Origin of the sequence: Streptomyces flavusporus, from assembly GCF_046267975.1 — a bacterium.
GTDB lineage: Bacteria > Actinomycetota > Actinomycetes > Streptomycetales > Streptomycetaceae > Streptomyces > Streptomyces flavusporus.
The window spans coordinates 152326-174577 of record NZ_CP176503.1 but is presented as its reverse complement, the minus strand read 5'-3'; the positions used below and the strand labels follow the sequence as shown (position 1 = coordinate 174577).

Here is a 22252-nt window from a genome sequence, read left to right as displayed (position 1 = left end):
GGCTGAAGCCCTGCAGCGCCTTTCGCCGCGTAGGCGACCGCCCTTCACGATCACGACATCCTGTCCAGCCTCGGCCGGTGCCTCGCCGACCGGGGCTGGACACGTGTCGGGCCGCGTGACCGGCTGGAGCCGGGGTACCTTGCCCAGATCATGGACGACTACGAGCACATCGATCTGGACGACATCGACTTCCCGCCCGGCGAGCACACCGTGGAGCGGCTGGCCCTGCTGACCCTGGAAGAGGCGCACGACTTGCTCCAGCTGCTGCAGGCGGTGGCGCAGCAGGACGGGCCGGTGTCACCGGAGGCGGATCGGCTGGCGCGCGAGATTGCTGCCCGCATCCCTTCGGAGAACTGACCCGCGCCCGGGCACTGTGCGCTCAGGCCATCGAGGCCGGGCTGGTCGTACGGGCTCTGCCTGCGTGCGAGTCATTGAGGCGCCCAAGCCTCCGGTCCGCCGCCACGCCACTCGATCAGCTCGTGCTGCCGCACCCACGCCTCATCGACGTCCTCTAGGCCCGCGAGGTGCAGCAACTTCGACGACGTTCAGCAGCCCGTCCGCAATTCACGCTCCGTCGTCTGCCACCGCGTACACGAACTGATCGAGAAGCACGGCTGCGGGCGGAGACACGCACGACAAGTGGCGGCCCGGCCATTAGGCTGCCACTATTCCTGCCGCGGCCGGGGGAGTGCGGCTACCTGTGGCGTCCCCGCTGAGCTGACCCGGGTTTCGTGGAGTCCCTGAAACCAGGTCTATGATCCTGGCCCGAGGGAGAACCACGGGCAGTGCCAGCACCACGTAAGTACCCGGACGAGCTCCGCGAGCGGGCCGTCCGCGAGGTCCGCACCGCCGGCCGCCCGGTCGCGCATGTCGCCCGGGATCTGGGCATCCACAAAGAAGCCCTGCGGCAGTGGGTCCGCCAGGCCGAGGCCGACTCTGGGGACCGGGACGACCGGCTGACCACCGCCGAACGCGAGGAGCTGAAGCAACTCCGCAAAGAAATAGCGGAGTTGAAGCGGCGAACGAGATCCTGAAAGCCGCCAGCGTGTTTTTGCCCAGGAGATCGACCGTCCCCGGACGAGGCCGAGCCAGTGATCGACCACCTGCGCCAGAAGGGCCTCGAGTCGATCCCGTCTGCCGGGTCCTCGGACTGTCGCCGTCGACGTACTTCGCCCGCAAGAAGCGGCCCAAGTCGGCCCGTCGGCTGCGTGACGAGCAGCTCATGCGGCTGATCGAGCAGGTCCATGGCGAGTCCGGTGGCACCTATGGCGCCCGCCGGATCACCCGCGCGCTGCGGCGCAAGGGCGTGCAGGTGGCCCGCTGCACGGTCGAGCGACTGATGGCCGAGCTGGGCCTGGAGGGCGTTATCCGCGGGCAGCGGCGGCGGACCACCGTTCCCGAGCCGTCGGCGCCCCGCCCGCCGGATCTGGTCGACCGGGACTTCAGCGTACGAACGCGACTGGTGGCGACAACAGGAAGCCCCCCTGCAGTCCGTCTGAAACAAGATCACCGGACTCACCGAAACTCGGGGCAGCTCAAGTCCTCGTAGTCCGTGACTGGGTGCAGGGCGCCACGTTTGGAGTCGCCGACGAGAGCCGTTCCAGTCGTCTGGTCCCAGCCTTCTACACGCACCAAGCGGCCGATCTCGGTGTCAGTGCCGCTGAAATCCTGCGAAAGCTATATAACGCCCCCTCAGAAGCCGAGGTCGCTGAGGCCGGGGTGGTCGTCGGGACGGCGGCCCAGTGGCCAGAAGTACTTGCGCTCGGATTCGGCGATCGGGAGGGTGTTGATGGAGGCGTGGCGGGTGTGCATGAGGCCGTGCTCGCCGAACTCCCAGTTCTCGTTGCCGTAGGAGCGGTACCAGTTCCCGGCGTCGTCGCGGTGCTCGTAGGCGAAGCGCACGGCGATGCGGTTGCCGTCGGAGGCCCACAGTTCCTTGATCAGCCGGTAGTCGAGCTCGGTGTTCCACTTGCGGGTCAGCAATGCGACGATCTCGTCTCGGCCTGTGGCGAACTCCGAGCGGTTGCGCCAGCGGGAGTCCACCGTGTAGCCCAGCGACACCTTCTGCGGGTCACGGCTATTCCACGCGTCCTCGGCCAGTCGGACCTTCTCGATGGCGGTCTCCCGGGTGAACGGAGGCACCGGCGGGCGGGTGGTGTCAGCCATGTCGACTCAACTCCTTCGAACTCTGGGACTCGCCGCAGGTCCAGCGAGCCCCGGAAACAATCATGAGAACGATCGTTCTCGCGACGCTTGCTAGACTAGAGAACGTTGGTTCTCCATGTAAGGGGGCAGAGATGGTGGATCGGGAAACGGCCCGGGAACGAGTGCTCGAGGCGGCCGAGGAGCTCTTTTACAGCCGGGGCATCCAGGCGGTCGGGATGGCAGCGGTGCGCAACGCCTCAGGAGTGTCGCTCAAGCGCCTCTACCAGCTGTTTCCCTCCAAGGAAGCGCTCGTGCTGGAATTCCTGCAGCAGCGGGATTCGCGATGGCAGCGGGCCCTCGCCGACTACGTCGACGCGCAGCCGACGCCCGATGAGCGGATTGCCGCGGTGTTCGACTGGCTGTACAAGTGGTTCTCCGAGCCGGATTACCGCGGATGCGCCTTCATCAACTCCTTCGGCGAGCTGGGCGCGGTCTCGCCCGAGGTCGCAGAGCAGGCCCGGCACCACAAGAAGGCCTTCCACGACCACCTTGCCGGCCTCGTCACGGCATCCGGGCGGCCCGCCGAACTGGCCGATCGGCTCGCGCTCCTCGCCGAAGGGGCGATCACCACCGCAGCGATCTTCGGCACACCCGAACCCGCACGCCAGGCACGAGACGCTGCGCGCCTCCTGATGCACACGCCTTGACGGGGCAGCCGGGGCTGGCCCTGCCCTCACCCGACAGATCGACCTTGACTGGTACGCATCTCGTACCGGCTCTGGTGCCCGCTGACCGAGGGATGCTGCCCCTTCCAGGCGCTGATGACCGGCCGGATCAACTCCCACGCCTCATCGGACAGGTCACTCGGGTGCGGCTGACGCTTCCCGGCGAAGTAGGAGCCGGACCAGAGGTGGCCGCCCACAGGTACCGGCGCACGTGGGCGTTGTACTCCTTGTGCAGCAGCCGGGCGGAGAGGCCTTTGGGGGAGTTGACCAGCTTGGAGAGCTGGACCTTGGGCGGGTAGTGCACGAGCAGGTGCACGTGGTCGTCCTCGCCGTTGAACTGCAGGCGCCCGCAACAAGATCACCGGCGCCCGGCTGGTCAAGGACGCCCTCAGCTGGCATATCGCCTTCCGCACCCAGACCCTCGAACCCGCGCCCGAGCCGCACACCTGGCCCGAGACCGGCATCGACGCGGGAATCACCATCCCCCTCGCCCTGTCCGACGGAAACCACCAGGACCACGGCCCGCCCGCCTGCCGGACGGCACGGCCGACCGGGACAAGTGGCTGAACGCCGACGAGAAGGCCAAGCTGCTCCGACTGGAGCGGCGGACCGCACACCGCAAGAGCTCCCGCAAAACCGGGCAGAAGACCTCCGACCGGCTGAAGCGGACCTACGGCCAGATCGCAAGCCTCCGTGCGAGAGCAAAGCGCAGGGCGAGCGACTGGCAGCACCAGACCACTACCGAACTCGCCCGTAAGTACGGCGTGATCGTAGTGGAACAACTGGACATCCCGAACATGGTCAAGAGCGCCAGGGGCGCCATGGAGAACCCGGGGAGGAACGTCGCGCAGAAGTCCGGCCTGAACCGCTCCATCAGCCAGGAGGCATGGGGCAGGACCATGACGATGCTGACGTACAAGACCGCCCGCCACGGCGGCACCCTGCACAAGGTTCCCGCCCCCGCACCTCCCAACGCTGCTCAGCCTGCGGCTTCACCACACCGGGCAGCCGGGAGAACCAGGCCGTGTTCGTGTGCAAAAAGGAAGGCTGCGGCTGGTCCGGCAACGCAGACCCAATGCCGCCCGGAACATCCTGCACCAGTACCGGATGGGTCACGTGCTCGTCCCGGCTGTCGGAAGGGCAGTCGTCAGGCGCGCTCCCCGCGTCAAACCCGCCACCGCAAGGTAGGCGGGAATCTCCCGGCTTCAGGACCCCGTTGCTGATCTCTCAAATCTCCCCTCGTACCCGGTGCGGAGGCGGGATTGTGGGATGGAGGATCGGGTTCGTAGGTGGTGATGATCCAGTGTCGTTGGAGTCGTGGGCGGGTGGGGAGATCCCCGAGTTGACGCGGCAGGTGGCGCGCAGGGCCTTCCCGAAGGGCTCGCTGGCGATTCGGCTGTGCGACGGTCTGGGACAGGTTTTCGGCGACGCGTTGTTCGCGGCTGCGTTCCCGGACGATGGGCGGCCGGCGGCCGCGCCCGGCGCGCTGGCGATGGTGTCGGTGATGCAGTACGCCGAGGGGCTGTCCGACCGGCAGGCCGCCGGGGCCGTGCGGGCCCGGATCGACTGGAAATACCTGCTGGGCCTGGACCTCGACGACAGCGGCTTCGACCACTCGTTGCTGGCCCGGTTCCGGGCCCGACTGATCGCGCACGGTCTCGAAGAGCGTGTCCTGGAGGCGGTGTTGGAGGCCGCCGCGTGCCAGGGCCTGCTGCGCCGGGGTGGATGCCAGCGACCGACTCCACCCGGGTGGTCGCCGACGTACGCCTGCTGAACCGGATGGAGTTCGTCGCCGAGACCCTGCGGGCCGCGTTGGAGGCGCTCGCCGCCGCTGCACCAGACTGGCTGGAGCAGGCCCTGGCGGAGCGGGAGACCAACTGGCTGGATCGGTACGGGGAACGCGTGGACTCCTGGCATGGCACGCCCGACGACCAGGACCGCGGCAGCTGGCTGCGCCAGGTCGGCGAGGACGGATTCCACCTGCTTTCGGCCGCCTGGCGGCCCGATGCTCCCGACTGGCTGCGCCGCATCCCCGCCCTGGAGACCCTGCGCCGGGCCTGGGTTCGGCAGTATCACCGCGACCAGGTGGGGGGTACGGGCCCGCGAGGGAGAGGACCTGCCGCCGGGGCATCAGCGGCTGGCCAGTCCCTATGACACCGACGCACGCTACGGCACCAAGAAGACCACCGGCTGGACCGGCTACTGCCTGCACCTCACCGAGACCTGCGACATCGACGTGCCCCGGCTGATCACCGACGTCGCCACCACCAGCGCCGCTGAAGGGGACGACAGCCAGACCCTGCCCGGCATCCACACCCGTCTCACCAAGCGGGACCTGCTGCCCGCCGAGCAGCTTGTCGACAGCGGCTACGTCACGGCCGGCACTTTGGTCACCGCCCGCCAGGAGCATGGCACCGACCTCGTCGGCCCGGCCCGCCCCATCGCCGGAGGGGACGGCCACGAACGCTTCGGCCGTGACCACTTCCAGATCGACGACGCGCGGCGCCAGGCGGTCTGCCCGGCGGGGCGGACCAGCATCTCCTGGGCCACCACCCGCAGCAGCCGCCGCACACGCGTCCCCTTGGTCCAGATCCGTTTCGACGCGGCTACCTGCCGCGCCTGCCCACTGCGCCCGAGGTGCACGACAGCGGGCGACGGCAAGTGGGGACGGGCCCTCACCCTGCGCGAACCCGCCCAAAGGGCGGCACTCCAGCACCGCCGCCACGAGTAGAACACCGACGTCTGGCGGGAACGCTACCGACCGCGGGCCGGAATCGAAGCAACGGTCTGCCAGATCGTTCAGCGCATCCACGCCCGCCGCAGCCGTTACCGGACCGCCGCCGCCACCCACCTGGGCCACTGCCTCGCCGCCACCGCCGTCAACCTCATCCGGGTCGACGCCTGGCAGCAAGGACACCGCCCCGAGCGCACCCGCACCACCCACTTATGCCGGCTCCTTGCACGCCCTTCGAAATGAGAGATCAGCAACGGGGTCCTTCAGCCAGGAGAGCACTTCAACGCGTCAGCACTGAGCGGACCCCTGCCGCAGCGACTGTGCCGGTCGGGCACGGGGACGACCGCCGATCCAATCCTGGGCCAAGAGCCGGGAGGCTTTGAACGGCGCTATGCAAAGGATCGCGAGCGCCCTCCCCCGCGCCGGAACCGGCCGGGGGAGGGGCTCCGCTCATGATTCCCCCTCGGTTGACGCGACCGCGGGCCCGGGCAGCCTGTGTGCCCCGGCTGCCCGGCACCGCATCACTGCAGGGTGCTGCATCCACCATGCCCGGGCTGCAGGCCGCGGACAGAACCACGCAGGCCTCGTCACGGCTGCCGAAAGGTCTCCTCGACTTGTCGCCGGCGCAGCTCCTCCAGAGTGGTTTGCTGACGCATGGCCCGTTCGAGCAACTCGTCCAGCAGCCGAGCATCGAGGCGGCCGTCGGACTCGGCCAGCTGGCGGAGCGTCTGCCATCCGGCGGCCTTGCCCACCACACCGATCCGCAGGAGTTCCAGCTCCACCAGCGAACTCAACGGCGAACGCCGCACCAAGCGGCCATTGCTCTTCAGCCGCCCCGTCTTCTCGGACGCCCAGCCCAGGCACACCTTGTAACGCCGCACCGGGATGCCGAGCGTTCTCATGATCAGAAGCAGGCTCGCCCGGTCCTCGGCGATCTCCTGAGCGATCGGGCGCAGGGCCGTGGCCGACACCGAGCCCCGGAACGCTCGCGCCAGCGAGCGAGCCCGCTCCACGCCCGCAGTGGCGCCTGCCAAGTGGTCGTTGAGGTAGATGCCCAGCAAGGCGGTGTCGGTCGTCGGAATGGGGCCTACGGGGGCTCTCTGCGAGTGTGGTTGGTCGTCCATCGCTCTCCCTTTCCGAAGGCGGAGCATTCCGCCGGCTCGGTGTGCCGGGTACCCACCTGCGGCGCCGTGTGCGACTCGGGCGCCCTCGCTGTGCGCGATCGAACGCCCCGATGCCGGCTGACCGCCGAAACAGCCTCCGCCCGTCAGGAGCGAGGACGCAGCTGTGGGGTGGCAGGAAGGGCTGTCCGGTGATGCTGGTGATCAGCTCTGTGCAAAGGTCGCGGAGCTTGATGTCGCGGTGCGGGGGAGACAGACCGCAGGAAGGGAGCCCTCCCCGCGTGCTCCCCCCTCGGCTTTATCGAGCCTTGCGGCTACCCAGCGGCGCACGACACCACCCGCGACGTCGGCGGTGCCACGGGGAGAAGCTCGTGTTCACCGTGCCGTGAACAGCTGCGCGTGAGCCGGTCCGGTATTCACGAATCCTGTTTTCCGCGTGGGGCGGGGCGGGAACTCGTCCGCTCGTCCGGACCCGTACAGAGGTCAGGAGGCCGCCGTGACCGATCCGCAGCACACCCGCCAGAACCCGGTGACACAGCACCCGACTCCCGAGTTTCCGGCCCAGGACCAGCCCCACCCCGGCTGGACCGGTCCGATGGACCCACCACCCGATCACGGTGAGGAGTCCTATCGCGGCGCCGGTCGCCTGACGGACCGTAAGGCGGTCATCACGGGCGGGGACTCCGGCATCGGCCGGGCCGTGGCCCTCGCCTTCGCCCGTGAGGGCGCAGATGTGCTGTTCACCCACCTGCAGGAGGAGGAGAACGAAGCGCGCGAGACGTCCCGGCTGGTGGAGGACGCCGGCCGCAAGGCGGTCGCGGTTTCCTGCGACATACGCGAGGAGGAGAACTGCCGGGCGCTGATCGGGCGGGCGGTCGCCGAGTTCGGCCGCATCGACATCTTGGTGAACAACGCCGCTTACCAGATGTCACAGCCGGACGGTATCGAGGCCATCTCGACCGAGCAGTTCGACCGGGTCATGCGCACCAACCTCTACGGAATGTTCTGGCTGACGAAGTTCGCCCTGCCGCACATCCCGGAGGGCGGCAGCGTCATCAACTCGACGTCGGTGCAGGCATACAAGCCCAGCCCTCACCTCCTGGACTATGCGACGACCAAGGGCGCGATCGTGACCTTCACCCAAGGGCTGGCCCAGATGCTCGCGAAGCGCGGTATCCGTGTCAACGCGGTCGCGCCAGGGCCGGTGTGGACGCCCCTGATTCCCGCCACGCTGCCCGACACGGTGCAGTTCGGCCGGCAGAGCCCTCTCGGCCGCCCGGCACAGCCCGCCGAGCTGGCCCCGGCGTACGTCTTCCTGGCCTCCCAGGAGGCCAGCTACATCACGGCGGAGATCCTCAATGCCACCGGCGGCACGCCCCTGCCGTAGGAGACGTGCACAGTGATTCCGGGGGAGCGAAGAGGAGCCGCTGGAAACAACGGAATGGCATTGGACGAATCCCGGGAGGGGGCTTGACCCGGAACCTTGGACACGGGCTATGCGGCTTGGGCCAGGGTAGTTGATGTTGTGTCGAGTGATGACGGCGCCGGCGAGGCTGCTGGTGTGGCCCGTGCGAGACCGCCTCCGTCAGCAGCGGTGAGGAGACCACGGTGAACGGCCGTCCCGCCCTCGACGCACGTCTCTCCGTCGAGGGCAGCGCGCCCTGCTTGGTTCCACCTGCCTCATCGCCCATGAAGCCCACGTGGTTCAGGTCGCGACCCTCGGTCCTGCGGCAGACGAGGAGGCCGTGGACCAGATGCACCAGCAGGCCCTCGACGGCGTCAGCATGCCCTCTTCGGCACCCTCTTCCGCAGAGTCCGTCTGACTCCTGGAGTCTGCCGGGGTGCAGCACCATCGGACCGGGGCACAGAACCAGCACGATCACCCTGGACATATGCGCACGCGATACGGACGACGCCTGACGCCAGAAGCCCCTCGGGATGATCCCGAGGGGCTTGTGTTCTGTGTGCACTCGGCAGGATTCGAACCTGCAACCTTCTGATCCGTAGGATCGGGCGGGCTGCTGGGCGGAGGGTCCGTGGTCTTCCGGATCGATCGTCGACAGCGGTGATCATCGGTCAGCATGCATCGTGGCCGTCAGAGTTGCAGTCAAGGCCCGGAGCCCCACGGCGCCGCTCCTCATGGGGCATCCGCTGCTGGTTACGCCATCGGCATCCCCGGTTCCGGAGGAGACAGCACTGAGCGGAGGTGTCTGCGAGAGCTGACTCCGAGCTTGGCGAATACGTTGCCGAGGTGCCACTCCACCGTGCGAGGACTGATGAACAGCTGGGCGGCGATCTCGGAGTTGGTGTGCCCGTCTCTGGCCAGCCTGGCGATCTGGGCCTCCTGACTGGTGAGTTCCGCGTCGACGCCGTCCGTCCGCTTGCGTACGGTTTCTCCGGTCGCCAGAAGTTCCCTGCGGGCGCGTTCGGCGAAGCCGTCGGCTCCGATGCGGCTGAACACGTCGTAGGCGGAGCGCAGCTGAGTACGACTTTCCTGACGCTGGTTCTGGCGGCGCAGCCACTCTCCGTACAGGAGACGGGCGCGGGCGAGGTGGGCGGTGATGCGGCAGCGTCCGAGGTGCTCGATCGCCTCCTGGTAGAGAGCGTCGGCGACCTGGCCGTCGCTCAGCTGCGCGTGCGAGCAGGCCTCCGTGCTCAGGGCCCACTCGGTTCCGCTGGCGCGTGTGCGTTCGGTGAGTTTGGCCAGCGCGGATGCGGCGACCTCCGGCTGCGCGCTGCGGGCGGCCGCCTCGATCAGTTCGACCAGTGCCCAGCCGAAGAATCCCAGATCCTCGTACTGGCATGCGCGCGTCGCGGCCGCCAGCGCGGCGTCGTAACGGCCGAGACCGTTGTACAAAACAGCGCTCGCGTACTCGGCGAGGCTGAGAGCGCGTCCCTCGCCCCGGGAGACCACTTCCTTGGTGGTGGTCTCGATGAGGTCAAGCGCCTGGGACTGCTGTCCTCGCCAGGCGGCGAGGACCAGTGACGTGTACATCATGGGTACGCCGCCTGCCGCCTCCGAGATCGCTGTCGCCTCGTCGATCAGAGTCGCCGCGGTGTCGAAGTCGCCGGCATGCACGTGGAAGCAGGCCTGGTAGGTCAGCGCCATCGGGAGGACGGCGAGTGCTCCTGCTTCGCGGGCGACGGCGACGGCGCCGGTCGCCAGCTCGTGCCACGCCTCGTCGTCCCACAGCTCCGGTGCGAGAGGCTCGGGTGTCACCCGGAACGCCAGCCACAGCCAGCGCCTGTCCGCATCCGCCGCGCCGGACCTCTGCTCCTGCCGGACGGCGTGCAGTGCGCGCCTGAGGGCGTCGACGCCGGCGGTGTGGCCGTCGATGACCAGGCCGGACATGCTGTCCAGGAGGATGTCGACCATCCGCGGCGGCGTCGACGGCGGCGGTCCGGCGCGGGCCGCCTCGGCCACCTCCCGCTGTCCGGTCCCTCGGTCAGACGGCCGGCGAAGACCGCCGCGCCGATCGCTTCCAGCAGGGTGTCGCGGGCGAGGGCGGCGTCGAGGGGCGCCAGCCGGTGCGCGGCGTCGAGCAGAAGCCCGGGCGCGTCGCCGCCGCGCCGCTGGGCGAAGACCAGCCGGGCTCGCAGCCGCTCGAGCCGGGCGCGCTGCAGGTCGTCGAGCGGGCCGGCCTCCGCGGTCGCCAGCATGTTGTGGGCATGGTCGGCCCCGCCGGCGTCGATGTCGGCCTGAGCGGCGGCCAGCGCACGGGTGACGCGGCGCGCGGGATCGGGCGTCAGCTCCGCCGCCCGTCGCAGGAACGAGGCCGCCGCCGCGGCTCCTCCCCGGCCCTGGGCCCGGCCGGCCGAGCGCTCCAGGTCGACGGCGACGCTCTCGTCGAGCCGGGCGGCGGCGTGGGCGCGGTGCCACGCCCTGCGATCAGGATCAAGGCAGGGATCGGTGGCTTCCGCCAGCGCACGGTGCGCCGCCCGGCGGTCCGGCGCGGACGCCCTCTGATACACGGCCGAGCGCACCAGGGGATGGTGGAACCGCACTCTGGCGCCGAAGCCGACCAGCCCTGCGGCTTCGGCCGGCACTGCGGCTTCGGCCGGTATCTCCTGCAGACCGGCCGCACGCCACAGCAGGTCCACATCTCCGGTTGGCTCGGCCGCGGCGGTCAGCAGAAGCCGCCGACTGTCCTGCGGCAGTGACCGGAACCGTTGATGGAAGGCGGTCTCGATGCGGCTCGCCAGGGGGCGTGTGCCGGGAAGCCAGAACCCGCCCGCGAGCTCGGCAGGCGCGAGCGCGCGTGGCAAGGTCAACAGGGCCATCGGGTTGCCGTGCGCTTCGGCCACGATCCGGTCCCGTACCAGCGGGTCGAGCGGCACGCGGACGGCCGACGTCAGCAAGGCACGTGCGTCGGGCTCGCTGAGGCCCCCGACGATCAGCTCCGGCAGACCCGCCAGCCCACGATCGTCGTAGGAGTCCTGCACGGCGAAGATCAAAGCCACCGGTTCGGCCATCAATCGCCTGGCGACGAACGCCAGCACCTGCAGGGACCCGTCATCGAGCCACTGTGCATCGTCGACGAGGCAGGCCAGCGGCCGGTCCTCGGCGGCGCCGACCAGCAGACCAATCACGGCCAGGCCCACCAGGAAGCGGTGGGGCGCCTCACCCTCCCGTAGCCCGAACGCGACGGACAGTGCGTCGCGCTGCGGTCCGGGCAGTCGATCGAGCCGGCTCAGCAGGGGCGCGCAGAGCTGATGGAGGCCCGCGAACGGAAGTTCCATCTCCGACTCGACGCCCGCGACGGCGACGGTGCGGAACCCGACGGCCCGGCCGGCCGCGTAGTCCAGCAACGCGGTCTTGCCGATCCCGGCTTCACCGCGCAGCACCAGGACCGCGCTGCTGCCCGCCCGCGCCGTGGCGAGCACCCGTTCCAACGCGGCCAGTTCCCTGCCCCGGCCCCGCAGTGCGACCTGCGAATCGATGGCTGGCATCCCCATGGGTCGATCTTCCTGCCGCCGCTTGGTGCGCTAATGCGATCTTATTCCCTTCTGGATTTTATGAGAGTTGTGTGGGCTCATGCCCCGCCCCCGGGTCCGGCCACGGGACCAACCCCAGGGGTTTCCCCTGGGGCGACGCGCATCGGCCCAGTCCAAGGTGGACGAGCCAGCGGCACGGCGTCGCTGGTCACAGCGAGTCGCTGACCACAGCAAGGAGACCCTCCACATGTCTGTTACTCCCGAAGCGCCGGAGATCCGGCCGTTCTCCTTCGAGTTTCCCGAGGCGGAGCTCGAGGATCTGCGTCGGCGTATTGAGGCGACGCGGTGGCCCGAGAAGGAGACCGTCACGGATCAGTCGCAGGGCACACAGCTCGCAACGATCCAGGAGCTCGCGCGCTACTGGGCGTCGGAGTACGACTGGCGCAAGGTCGAGGCGAAGCTGAAGGCCCTGCCGCACTTCATCACCGAGATCGACGGGCTGGACATCCACTTCATCCACGTCCGCTCGAAGCACGAGAACGCTCTGCCGCTGATCGTGACGCACGGCTGGCCCGGCTCGATCATCGAGCAGCTGAAAATCATCGAGCCGCTCACCGACCCCACCGCCCACGGCGGCGATGCCGCGGACGCCTTCCACCTGGTGATCCCGTCGATGCCCGGCTACGGGTTCTCGGGCAAGCCCACCACGACCGGCTGGGGCCCCGAGCGCATCGCCCGTGCCTGGGGCGAGCTGATGAAGCGCCTCGGTTACACGAAGTACGCGGCGTAGGGCGGCGACTGGGGCGCGGTCGTCACGGACACCATGGCTCTTCAGCAGCCCGAGGGCCTGGTCGGTATCCACACCAACATGCCCAAGGTGGTTCCGCCCGCCATCGAGCTGGCGATCGTGGCCGGCAACCCGCTGCCGTCCGACGTCGTCCTCGCCAACGACGAGGAGAAGGCGGCAGTCGAGCAGCTGAACTTCGTGTACCGGCACGTCTACTACGCCTACATGATGGGGTCGCGTCCGCAGTCGCTGACGGCGTTCGCGGATTCTCCCGTGGGTCTGGCGGCCTTCATGCTCGACCACGACAGGGACAGCCTGGCCCTGATCTCCCGGGCGTTCGCCGGACAGAAGGAGGGCCTGACGCGTGACGACGTCCTCGACAACATCACGCTGTTCTGGTTGACGAACACGGCGGTCTCCGCAGCGCGTCTGTACGCGGAGAACAAGCGCCCGTTCTTCGGCGCCCTGGGCGTCACCCTCCCGGTCGCCGTGAGCGTCTTTCCCGACGAGCTCTACCAGGCCCCCAAGAGCTGGGCGGAGCAGGCGTACCCGAACCTCATCCACTACAACCGGCTGCCCAAGGGTGGCCACTTCCCTGCGTGGGAGCAGCCGGAGCTCTTCGTCGAAGAGCTCCGCTCGGGCCTCCGCTCGCTTCGCTAGTGCTGTGACCGCATAGGTTCGCCGGGTTGGTGGTCGTGGCGGTTGGATGTGCGGTGATGTCCGTTCCGATCGCTGGAGGCGCGGTGGCCGAGTCTGTCCGTGTGCGCAGACTGACCGACCAGGAGGGCCAACGGCTGCAGCAGATCGTGCGCCGGGGCAGCACCGGTTCGGTGCGCTACCGGCGCGCGATGATGCTGCCGGCCTCGGCCGGCGGGAACCGCGTGCCGGTGATCGCCCAGCTGGTGGAGGCCGACGAGGACACCGTCCGCGATGTGATCCACCGCTTCAACGAGATCGGCCTGGCCTGCCTGGACCCTGATTCCTTGTCAACAGCTCCAGCGGCGGGGACCACCCGCGCCGGACTGTTCGAGCGCGGAACTACGACGCCTTTCTGGACCCTGGCCGATGAGGCCTCCACTGAGAGCGGTGTGGGCCCCGATGCTCATGGTGGTGGTCGCGTGGGCTGTCGGACGGACGCCTCAGGAGGCCCTGGCCTCGACGTCTCACAACAGAGCGGCGGCGTTCGGCGTCCTCGCGGCCACCACCGTAAAGCGAGGGGCTGGCGCTCGTGGGCGCCGGGCGGACGCCTGTGCTCTACCTGGCCACGATGCCTCCGTGCAGAGCGGTGAGCCCGGCGCCGTCGAGCGTCAACACCCCTTGCCTTGATCACTCGTTGGTGCTGGTGGTGCGAGCCCACCACACGGTGACCTCTCGATACGCCCGAGCCCTCCGAGCTCCCGCATAGACCGAGGCCCGCGTGGTGCGCTGGTGCCACGAACAGCTAGTGAGGTGGCGGACCAGCCCCCATGGGCCGAGTCCTGGAATTAGGTCGTTGCGTGGCTTCCGCGACTGCCGCCTCAAAAGCGACGGCGTCCACCACGCGATGCTCGGCATCGCCAGCCTGCACAACCTCGCCCTCGCCGGACAGGTGAGCGGGCTGCGCAGCGAACAGTCGCGCCCACACCGACTCGAAGATTGCAGACGGGCAGGTCACCGTCACCGGCTCGACGCCGCCGACAGCATCAAATCCCAAGAAGGCCGTGCGAGATCTCGGATGATCGCTGTATGAGACGTCAACAACTACGGAAGGGGGGAGGACTGCTCTATGTGGTCGCGGCCGTGGTGGGAGCGGTGTGGTACAAGGCTCACTCCCAGATCGACATGCCCGTATTCATTGCGCTGCTCGGCGGCCTGCTCATGTTGCCCGCAGGGCTGCTTGCCGCACTTGTCTTGGGCGGATCCAAACCGGCCTCTGCTCCGCTGGACGAGGTAGCCGACCAACTCGCCGATAGGATGCGCGGCGACTGGAACAAGGAGGTGCAGGCCCTCTACTCTGCCCGTCCGCTGCCGGTTGCCTGGACGGCAGCCGGCGAGGACCTCGAGGACCTGGTCGAGGAGTGGTCGCGGCTGCGGGAGATGGCCGAAGAATGGCCCGGCGGTCCGCCCGGTGATCCTGCCAAGTGGGCCGCTGACCCTACGCAGCTGGCCGGCCAGTGGGGCGACATCGCCCGGGTTTTCCACGAGCGTGTTCCCACCCGCCGCCTGGTGGTCCTCGGCGGGCCCGGCGCTGGCAAGACCGTACTCCTTGTCCACCTGGTCTTGGCTCTACTGCGCCACCGCCTGCCCCGCGATCCGGTCCCGGTCCTGTTCCCCCTGGCTTCCTGGAACCCGGTCCGGCAGAACCTGTACAGCTGGATGGCCGACCAGCTCGTCCGGGACCACCCGCGTCTGGGCGATCCTCCCCCCGCCGATTCCACCCGGTCTCGCCCCAAGACCCAGGCTGCCGCCTTGCTGGACCGCCAACTGATCCTGCCCGTCCTCGATGGCCTGGACGAGCTCCCCCAAGAGGTGCGTGCCCGGGCCGTGCGCGCCATCAACAGTTTCCTGCTACCCGGGCAGCCGTTGGTGCTCTCCAGCCGCTTTGACGAGTACCGCAACGCGCTGACCTCGTCAGAGGGGATCACGGTGAAGCTGGACGGGGCCGCCGGCATCCGCCTCCTCCCCTTAGGCACCAGGCAGGCCGTCGCTTACCTGCAGGACCGCCCGGGCACCGCGGCTGCGGCCCGTTGGAACGCTGTCGCAGCTCGCCTGAGCACCAACGCCCCCGCCGCCCAGGCACTGAGCACCCCACTCGGCCTGTTCCTGGCCCGCGCCGTCTATAACCCCCTCCCGGGTGAAAGCCCCGCTCGCCTCGCCCACCCCCGCGAACTCTTCGAGGAAACCCGCTTCCCCACTCGAAAGGACGTCGAGGCCCACCTGCTCGCCGCCTTCATCCCCGCCGCCTACCGCCCCGACCCCCGCTGGGACCCCGACAAGGCCCAGCACACCCTCGAATTCCTCGCCCACCACCTCCAGTACACCCTTGGGGGCACCCGCGACCTTGAGTGGTGGAAGCTCGACAGGGCGCTTCCCCGACGCTGGCGAGCACTCCTGATCGGGCTCGCGAACGGTCTTGCGGTCGGGTCCGTGGCCACGCTCGCCTTCAGCCCCCTGGTGGGGCCCGCGGAGGGGCTCTCCATGGGACTCGCGTTCGCACTTCTGGCCGGGCTCTTTGGCGCGGTATTGGGGGCGAGAGACAAGACCCCCAGCGTGGGGATCGGCTGGGACACCCGTTGGCCTTTGCTCGTCAGCCAGCCCGTGGCGGGGCTCGGGGGCGGAGCTGTCCTGTCGTGGGTGGACGACGGAATCGGGCCCGTGGCCGGGCCGACCTACGGACTGCTGTTTGGACTCCTGGGGGCTTTCTCGTTCGCGGTCGTGCCGGCACCAGCTGATCTGCACACGGACGTGGGGCCAGGCTCGGTTCTGGCCCGGGATCGCCGCGCCGCCTGGGTCATCCCGATGGTGCAGGCGCTACCGGCCGGGCTGGTGATCAGCGTCTTGCTGATCCTGGCCGGAGTCCTGCCCCCGGTCGCGTTCGCGGTTGTGCTGGCATTCGGGCTGCCGCTCGGACTCCATGCCGCTCTCACCGATTCGGCCTGGGGGCAGTTCACCATGGTGCGGATCGGCCTGGCGGCGCTCGGGCGGGTGCCCTGTCGCCTGATGAGCTTCCTCGCCGACGCGCACCAGCGAGGCGTGCTGCGACAGGCGGGGGCGGTGTATCAGTTCCGCCACCCCGGCCTCCAGGACCACCTCTCCCAACGCCAGCCCTGACCGGCGGTAGAGGCACCCAGTGACTGTGCCGTTCGTCCCCACCGCCACGGTGACGCCGAGACGAACGGCACGACGAGGCGCGGGAACGCCACCCGTCCTTACGGCCGTCCTCGGCATGGTGGTACGTGATCAGGGGTGCGCCGCGGGTGGAAGATTGTTGTCGCGAGCCCAGGTGTCGATGGCGGCGAGGGTCTGGGGCATGAAGGTGCCGACGGTCATCATGTGGTCGGAGCAGGCGAGCTCGACGTAGGTGCCCCGTGACCCGTACTTCTTGGCTGTGACCTTGCCGATCCGCGGCACCGTGCACTTGTCCTCGGAGCCTGTGATGACGAGGACGGGAGCGTCGACGGCGTCGAAGTCGACTCGCGCGTTCCGGCGCGGGTCGAGGTACCACAGCGATATCTGCCGGTACGCGGTGCCTGACTCGGCGCAGAGCTTGGCGTAGTACGACTTCTGGATGTCGGGTGCCGTCGTGTTGCAGATCAGCGTCGTCCACGCCTTCCACGACACGGGATACATCGGTTTGCCGCCCAGCCACTGGGGCAGGTAGCGGCCCCACAGGAGGGCCATCGTCGGGTAGAGGTTGAACATGCCGGCCGTCGGTGCGGGGCCGAGCAGGACCACCCCTGCCGTTCTGACGCGCACGGCCAGCAGCTGCGCGACCAGCGCGCCCACGGAGTGTCCGATCACGATCGGGGGACCGTCCATCGTCTCGACGAGCTTGGCGAGGTCGGCGACGTAGTCCAGCAGACCGACCTTGCCGACCTGCTGAGCGTTGGCCCAGACATCGGTCTTGTCCGGCGCCCCGTGGTGGCGATAGGTCAGTGCGTGCACGACGTAGCCGCGCCGCTCGAGCTCGGTGGCGAACTCGCCCCAGTTGTCACCGTTGCACCAGGTGCCGTGAATGAGAAGCACGTTGTCACTCATGGCAAGGAGGCTAGGTCTGCGCGATGGGGCCGCTCTTGACATTTCGAGACAGCGCCGCGCAGCGTGGTCGCCATGACCGGTGTGGTGCGCGCAGCAGCCCTCCAGGGCTACGTCGACCTCACGCGAAGGCTCGGTGCGGAACCGCGTCGGCTGCTACGACGGCACGGACTGCGGCCGCACGACCTGACCGAGCCCGACAACCCCATCCCGCTCACCGCGGTGGCCACACTCCTTCAGGACACGGCGGCGGCCACGGGTTGCCCCGACTTCGGGCTGCGCCTCGCCGGCGAACAGACCCCACAGGTCCTGGGCGCATTGGCGGTGATGCTGATGAACAGCCCGACGGTCGACAGGGCGATCGCCGACGCCTCCCGCTACCTGTTCGTGCACAGCCCGGAGTATGAGGTGGTCCTCGACCGCACGAGCCCGTTGTTCTCCGGGCGCGCGAGCATCCGGTTCGAGATCCGCCTCGGTGCCGGCACGCCGGTGCGTCAGCTGATCGACGGATGTCTGGGGGACGCGTGGCGGCTGGTGCGGGTCATCACCCAGGACCGGCTGCGTCCTGTCGCGGTCACGCTGCCGCACACGCCGCTCGCCGGCGCCGAGGTCTACCGGCGGTTCTTCGGCGCACCGGTCCACTTCGGCCAGCCCTACGCCGGACTTCACTTCCCCGAGGCCGGCCTGGACCTGGACCTCGCGCCCGTAGCGCCGCAACTGCGTCAGGCCGCCCTCGACCACATCTCGATCCGCGTCGGGCCGCGTACCCCCTCGCTGTCGGATCGGGTCGCCCACGCGCTCGTCGCCACGATGGGAGCCCATCGCGGCACCAAGGGGGAGATCGCCTCGCTCCTCGCGCTCCACCCACGGACCCTGCAACGCCGACTGCAGGACGAGGGAACGACCTTCGAGACCGTCCGCGACGAGGTGTACCGACGGGCGGCGAGCCGTTTCCTGCGCGAGACCGACATCCCCCTCGCCCAGGTCGCCGGCGCCCTTGGCTATTCCGAGCAGTCGGCCCTGACCCGCGCCTGCCGTCGCTGGTTCTCCGCCACCCCCAAGCAGCTGCGCGAAGACGCCGGTCCGAGCCTTTCATGCACGTGACCCCTTGCGCTGTCCGGCTGACAGCCGCGGCAAAGGAAGGCGCAATACAGCAGGCACCGCATCCCCGGTCGGCCTGGTTACGCCAGGTTCTACTGACGTGCGGTCAGCCCGGCGCCTCCCGACACTGCTGTGTCGTGTCGCCGGACGGTGAGGGCTCCGCGGCCGGGGGCCGTGGTCTGGGGCGTGGATGGAGTTCCCTGGTGAGGTGAGTCGGTGGAACCGTCGGCCGGGCGTTGCCGCACCTGGCCGACGGGTTGAGCAGCGGTACGGGACCAGGAGGGTCCCGGACCGCGGTGCGGGGCGGGTCAGGCGGCCAGGGCCAGGCTGGGAAGCAGCCGTTCGCCCAGCCAGCGCGCGGCGTTGACGCTGACCGCGTTGCCGATCTGCAGGATGGCCTCGGTCTGGTTGCCTTGGATGATGTAGTCGGCGGGGAAGCGCTGGACCAGCTGAAGCTCCTCCACCGTCAGCATCTGCAGCGTGCAGTCGTCCACCGTCGGAGCCGGGATGACCAGCGGGTGGTGCGGCTTGGTCGCCACCGTGGTCAGCGGCTCGGCGGTGGTGCGCCCTTGCGGCCGATCGGGACGATCAGCGCGTGGTGGCGCCCGGGTCGCGGCCGCGTAGGGCTTGAACTTCTTGAAGTTGGGCCGGCCGTCGCCCATGCGCTGGCAGGCGGTGGCGATCCAGCACGCGGGGCGTTGTCAGAGCGGGGTGGTATCTATGCCGCATGAATGTTGATCAGGCTGACCCTGCTGAGCTGGCGGTGCTTCGGGCGGCGTTCGACGTCGATGACGGTGGTGAGTCGGCTCTTGGCTGGGAGGCAGTCCGTGCCTTCGAGGCAGCTCACGGGGTCGTGCTGCCTGAGCCGTATAGAACCTTCGTCGCTGAGATAACGGACGGTTCGTACTCCGGGCCGCCAGAGTACGGACTGCTGCCGGTGGCGGAGCTGCCGGACGACTGGGGCGATGACGAGCAGGAACGTGACCTGAGTAAGCCGTTTCCGTTGACGGAGGCGTGGATTTGGGAGGAGGACTCGGACCCGTCCGAGGATTCCGATGAGGTCCTTGAACAGGTCTACAACCACGGCTCGATCGTGCTGGGCACTGACGGGTGCGCGATGAACTGGCACCTCATCGTCGCTGGCCCTCACCGAGGGCACGTCTGGCTCATCAGTGACGTCGGTGCCGTTCCCTTCGGAGCGCAGTTCGGGTTCACCACCGGTGAATCTGGCTTTGCCGGCTGGGTCCGCCACTGGGCGGCGAACAAGCCCTGGTACGACGCTGCGTGACTCTCCAGGAGGGCGGCTTGTGGCCGTCATCTCCTGCCCTGATTGTCTTCCCGAGCTGGGTAAGAGCGTGATTTTGAAGGCCGGGATGGCCCTTGGGAGATCGTGGGACGATGCGGTCCATGGGGAGCGATGGGCACGGCTCAGCCGTGGGGATGCTCGCGGCGACATTCCGTGAGGTCCTGGAGGACGCCCAGTGGGAGCCTGACCAGGACTCCGACCTGGTGATGGCGACGTTGTTGGACATGAGTGACGGCGTCATGAGGTTGGTGACCGAGGCCAACGCTCTGACAGTGTTCGAAACGTCGCCACTCGGCGATATCTATGTCTTCGCTGCTGCTGTGCACAAGACCATCAATCAGCAGCACTCTGCCCAGCCCGGGCCCATCGAGCCATGCCTCGCGCGGAGTTCGCCGACGAGGTTCGCAAACGGTTCCCGTATTTCCACCGTACTCAGCGAGAACCGCTGGAAGCGCTTGACCAGGCGTTTCCGCGCCCTTGACGGAGCGTGTCGCCGTCGTACAAGGGGGGGCAGCGCATCGGCGGCCGATACCGCCTGGCCACCACCCTCCTTGACGGCTGGGCAGGTGCCGACGAGCCGGATCCCGCAGGTGCGGCGGCGGCCGCGGGCCGGTTCGCGGCTGTCGCGGCGGACAGTGGACGGTGGACGAGCAGCGGCCGGCCACGTACGCGCGGGATGCCGCAGCGGAGCGGCTGCGTATCCGGTCCGCCACGTCCGTTCGGCGGGCCGCGACGGCCGAGGCGGGGAACCGTGGGCGCAGGGTGCCCCGGTCTGCGGCGGACCGGGGGCACCCGTTCGGGTGAGTGCCTGTTTCCCGTGGCGTTCAGGGCCTGTCCGGCGGATCTTGCCGGACAGGCCCCTGGTCCCGAGGAGGGCTCAGCGCTTGAGCGTGAAGGTGAAGTCGCCGGAGAGCTTGCCGCTCAGCCGGACTGCCGAAATGAGTTTCCCCTCCGTGATCAGTCTCTCGACCTCGGCCCGTGAAAGACCGCAACCTTCAGCGATCAGTCGCACCGGCCGGACAGGAATCCGCGCCGCAAAGCGGACCGAGACGTCGATCACCTCGCGGTCCAGGTGATCCGATCCGCCGGTGTCGAGGCGCCAGGCGTTGTCCCAGTCGAGGGCCATGCGATTACGGCGCCGCACGACCGGATCCTGGAGCAGCTCAGCTGTCAGGCCAGGGTCGTTGTCATGCAGCCGGTCCAGCAGCTCAGGTTGTACGGAGCGCACATTCATCCGCTCCAGGACCGTGAGCTTTGCAGTTTCCCCACAAGCGGTACAGAGCGCGAGGAGCCAGGCGTCGATGAGTTTGTGGTTTGCGTTGACGCGAAATTTACCGCTTGCCCGGAAGCGCTCGGCCGCGCACGTGTGGCAACGGCGGAGAACGAGCGGCAGGCAGGTGGGCACGATCACCCAGTTTTTGAGCACAGAAGTACACCGGTTTCAGTGAGAAGTCCGCAGCAAAAAGAAGCGCGGCGCACATGCGCGACGCGCGACGAATCAGCGCTCGGGAGGTCTCACAGGGTGTACAACGGCACGTCCTTGACCAGACGACTTGGTTCGGCAGCACGGTAATGGCGCACAACGGCGCTGTTCCACTGGTTTTCGAGCGCCTCACCGCCCAGGGCGCAATCATTCTCAGGTCGTGGGCTTGATCAGGTCGAGTGCGTGGTCGGGGCGTGACCTGTAGTGATCGACTGCGGCTGCGTGGTTGTTCCAGCCGGCCAGCTCGGCGAGGGCGGTGTTGCGCAGGCGGGCCATGACGCGGGGCGCGCTGCCGGTGCGGATCTTCGAGGCGTCCTCGCGCAGGGTCACGTCGCGCAGGTGGTGCAGGGCTTCCACGCCCCAGTGTTCGTGTACGTGCTCGCCGAGTTGAGTGGTGGTCACCTGGTGTATCGTCAGATTGGTGAGCACGTAGGCCCGTTCGAGGGTGAGCTTGCCGGCGGCCAGGACACGGCGGCGGCGCATGATCTGCAGGACCTGGTCGGCGTGGGGGAAGGGTAGGCCGGGCACGGTGGCGGCCTCGAGGCGGCGGATCTCGTCGCGACCGGACCTGGTTCACTTGATGTGCGTCCACGCACCCAACATGCTCCCGAACAGGCTCGAGATGAAGACCTAAAGGAGTCCTATTAGGCTGGTCGCAGTCCCATTTTGGGAGGTATGCCATGCGTAGCCGACTCGCATCCGCAATCATCGCCGCCACGCTGGGAGTGGGCACTCCTGTGGCTGCAGCGGCGCCCGCAGCGTCTCTGTCTGTTGCGGCTCCGACCGCGTTCATCGTGCGCGACGCGCGCCTCATTCCCAGGAGCGCCGGGAACTTCATTGTCTTGTACACGGTCCACTTCGATCCCTCCGAACTCAACGGCAGGTTCCGAAGTAGTGTGGAGCTCTACGAAAGCGATGAAGGCCAGGGTGAGTCCGGCGGCCTCACTTTCATCGCGCGGGGCGTGACCAGAACATTCACGGCGACGAAAGCGGACATGCGGTTCACGACGGTCCTCTCCGCGACAACGACTCGGCTGAACACCGAACAGGGCCCAGAGGAGATCTATGCCGCCATCAAGTTGATGGACGGGGCCGGACGCAATGACCTCGATGCGACTACGACCCCGATCCGACAGATGAATCCCTAGTAGGGCTTTGTTAGGTACCCCGATTGATCATCG

General features: G+C 68.6%; 19 protein-coding genes and 6 pseudogenes. 17 read left to right on the top strand and 8 right to left on the bottom strand.

Annotation, left to right across the window (positions count from 1 at the left end; genetic code table 11):
* The first annotated feature begins 150 nt into the window (after positions 1-150).
* The 3 genes from ACKTSN_RS00975 (at position 151) to ACKTSN_RS00965 (ending at position 1549) form a co-directional block, all read left to right on the top strand.
* On the top strand, positions 151-357 hold the full coding sequence (locus ACKTSN_RS00975) for a DUF6417 family protein (protein ID WP_409467313.1): 207 nt from the start codon (positions 151-153) through the stop codon (positions 355-357).
* A gap of 428 nt (positions 358-785) precedes the next feature.
* Positions 786-1034, top strand: coding sequence for a transposase (locus ACKTSN_RS00970; protein WP_409467312.1), 249 nt, complete (start codon positions 786-788; stop codon positions 1032-1034).
* Positions 1035-1045: 11 nt separating this feature from the next.
* Positions 1046-1549, top strand: a complete 504-nt coding sequence (locus ACKTSN_RS00965) for an IS3 family transposase (RefSeq protein WP_409467311.1) — start codon at positions 1046-1048, stop codon at positions 1547-1549.
* Positions 1550-1692: 143 nt separating this feature from the next.
* Here ACKTSN_RS00965 and ACKTSN_RS00960 read toward each other — a convergent pair whose 3' ends face one another.
* Positions 1693-2166, bottom strand: coding sequence for a DUF1348 family protein (locus tag ACKTSN_RS00960; protein ID WP_409467310.1), 474 nt, complete (start codon positions 2164-2166; stop codon positions 1693-1695).
* Positions 2167-2297: 131 nt separating this feature from the next.
* Between ACKTSN_RS00960 and ACKTSN_RS00955 the strand changes: the two genes are divergently transcribed.
* Positions 2298-2852 (top strand): TetR/AcrR family transcriptional regulator, encoded by a 555-nt coding sequence (locus ACKTSN_RS00955; protein ID WP_409474698.1) that lies wholly within the window; start codon positions 2298-2300, stop codon positions 2850-2852.
* Between the two features lie 179 nt (positions 2853-3031).
* On the opposite strand, the pseudogene tnpA reads toward ACKTSN_RS00955, so the two are convergent.
* Positions 3032-3213 (bottom strand): annotated as a pseudogene (tnpA, locus tag ACKTSN_RS00950) (IS200/IS605 family transposase); the annotation flags it as partial.
* Here tnpA and ACKTSN_RS00945 point away from each other — a divergent pair.
* The 4 genes and pseudogenes from ACKTSN_RS00945 to ACKTSN_RS00930 form a co-directional block, all read left to right on the top strand.
* Positions 3210-4058, top strand: a pseudogene (locus tag ACKTSN_RS00945) (RNA-guided endonuclease InsQ/TnpB family protein); the annotation flags it as partial. The pseudogenes tnpA and ACKTSN_RS00945 overlap by 4 nt on opposite strands.
* A 115-nt stretch (positions 4059-4173) precedes the next feature.
* Positions 4174-4644 (top strand): transposase, encoded by a 471-nt coding sequence (locus tag ACKTSN_RS00940; RefSeq protein WP_409467309.1) that lies wholly within the window; start codon positions 4174-4176, stop codon positions 4642-4644.
* Complete coding sequence (locus ACKTSN_RS00935) at positions 4596-5024, top strand: hypothetical protein (protein WP_409467308.1); 429 nt, start codon at positions 4596-4598, stop codon at positions 5022-5024. The genes ACKTSN_RS00940 and ACKTSN_RS00935 overlap by 49 nt, the downstream gene beginning before the upstream one ends.
* 82 nt (positions 5025-5106) lie before the next feature.
* Positions 5107-5847 (top strand): annotated as a pseudogene (locus ACKTSN_RS00930) (transposase).
* Positions 5848-6191: 344 nt separating this feature from the next.
* Here ACKTSN_RS00930 and ACKTSN_RS00925 read toward each other — a convergent pair.
* Positions 6192-6728 carry a hypothetical protein gene (locus ACKTSN_RS00925; RefSeq protein ID WP_409467307.1) on the bottom strand — a complete coding sequence of 179 codons (537 nt, stop codon included), beginning with the start codon at positions 6726-6728 and terminating at the stop codon, positions 6192-6194.
* A gap of 493 nt (positions 6729-7221) precedes the next feature.
* On the opposite strand from ACKTSN_RS00925, the gene ACKTSN_RS00920 reads away from it, so the two are divergent.
* Complete coding sequence (locus tag ACKTSN_RS00920) at positions 7222-8112, top strand: SDR family oxidoreductase (RefSeq protein ID WP_409467306.1); 891 nt, start codon at positions 7222-7224, stop codon at positions 8110-8112.
* 771 nt (positions 8113-8883) lie between these two features.
* On the opposite strand, the pseudogene ACKTSN_RS00915 reads toward ACKTSN_RS00920, so the two are convergent.
* Positions 8884-11681, bottom strand: a pseudogene (locus ACKTSN_RS00915) (ATP-binding protein).
* Between the two features lie 226 nt (positions 11682-11907).
* Here ACKTSN_RS00915 and ACKTSN_RS00910 point away from each other — a divergent pair.
* From ACKTSN_RS00910 to ACKTSN_RS00890, 5 genes and pseudogenes are all read left to right on the top strand, one after another.
* Positions 11908-12450: an epoxide hydrolase family protein gene (locus ACKTSN_RS00910; protein ID WP_409467305.1), complete on the top strand. Its 543-nt coding sequence runs from the start codon at positions 11908-11910 to the stop codon at positions 12448-12450.
* A 33-nt stretch (positions 12451-12483) separates the two neighbouring features.
* On the top strand, positions 12484-13107 hold the full coding sequence (locus ACKTSN_RS00905) for a hypothetical protein (RefSeq protein WP_409467304.1): 624 nt from the start codon (positions 12484-12486) through the stop codon (positions 13105-13107).
* 83 nt (positions 13108-13190) lie between these two features.
* Positions 13191-13424: pseudogene (locus ACKTSN_RS00900) on the top strand (helix-turn-helix domain-containing protein); the annotation flags it as partial.
* A gap of 527 nt (positions 13425-13951) precedes the next feature.
* Positions 13952-14032 (top strand): annotated as a pseudogene (locus ACKTSN_RS00895) (IS5/IS1182 family transposase); the annotation flags it as partial.
* A 182-nt stretch (positions 14033-14214) separates the two neighbouring features.
* Positions 14215-16257 carry an NACHT domain-containing protein gene (locus ACKTSN_RS00890; RefSeq protein ID WP_409467303.1) on the top strand — a complete coding sequence of 681 codons (2043 nt, stop codon included), beginning with the start codon at positions 14215-14217 and terminating at the stop codon, positions 16255-16257.
* Between the two features lie 129 nt (positions 16258-16386).
* On the opposite strand, the gene ACKTSN_RS00885 is transcribed toward ACKTSN_RS00890, so the two are convergent.
* Positions 16387-17184, bottom strand: coding sequence for an alpha/beta hydrolase (locus tag ACKTSN_RS00885; RefSeq protein ID WP_409467302.1), 798 nt, complete (start codon positions 17182-17184; stop codon positions 16387-16389).
* Positions 17185-17256: 72 nt separating this feature from the next.
* Here ACKTSN_RS00885 and ACKTSN_RS00880 point away from each other — a divergent pair, with 72 nt between their 5' ends.
* A complete protein-coding gene (locus ACKTSN_RS00880) occupies positions 17257-18285 on the top strand; it encodes an AraC family transcriptional regulator (RefSeq protein ID WP_409467301.1) in 1029 nt (342 codons plus the stop codon).
* Positions 18286-18590: 305 nt separating this feature from the next.
* Here the strand turns inward: ACKTSN_RS00880 and ACKTSN_RS00875 are convergent, their stop codons facing one another.
* Positions 18591-18944 carry a DNA cytosine methyltransferase gene (locus ACKTSN_RS00875; protein ID WP_409467300.1) on the bottom strand — a complete coding sequence of 118 codons (354 nt, stop codon included), beginning with the start codon at positions 18942-18944 and terminating at the stop codon, positions 18591-18593.
* Positions 18945-19009: 65 nt separating this feature from the next.
* On the opposite strand from ACKTSN_RS00875, the gene ACKTSN_RS00870 reads away from it, so the two are divergent.
* Positions 19010-19570, top strand: coding sequence for an SMI1/KNR4 family protein (locus ACKTSN_RS00870; protein WP_409467299.1), 561 nt, complete (start codon positions 19010-19012; stop codon positions 19568-19570).
* Between the two features lie 895 nt (positions 19571-20465).
* Here ACKTSN_RS00870 and ACKTSN_RS00865 read toward each other — a convergent pair.
* Together ACKTSN_RS00865 and ACKTSN_RS00860 are read right to left on the bottom strand one after the other, a co-directional pair.
* On the bottom strand, positions 20466-21014 hold the full coding sequence (locus ACKTSN_RS00865) for a DUF1062 domain-containing protein (RefSeq protein ID WP_409467298.1): 549 nt from the start codon (positions 21012-21014) through the stop codon (positions 20466-20468).
* Positions 21015-21224: 210 nt separating this feature from the next.
* Positions 21225-21599, bottom strand: a complete 375-nt coding sequence (locus ACKTSN_RS00860; RefSeq protein ID WP_409467297.1) for a hypothetical protein — start codon at positions 21597-21599, stop codon at positions 21225-21227.
* A 152-nt stretch (positions 21600-21751) separates the two neighbouring features.
* On the opposite strand from ACKTSN_RS00860, the gene ACKTSN_RS00855 reads away from it, so the two are divergent.
* A complete protein-coding gene (locus ACKTSN_RS00855; RefSeq protein WP_409467296.1) occupies positions 21752-22219 on the top strand; it encodes a hypothetical protein in 468 nt (155 codons plus the stop codon).
* Positions 22220-22252 lie beyond the last annotated feature (33 nt).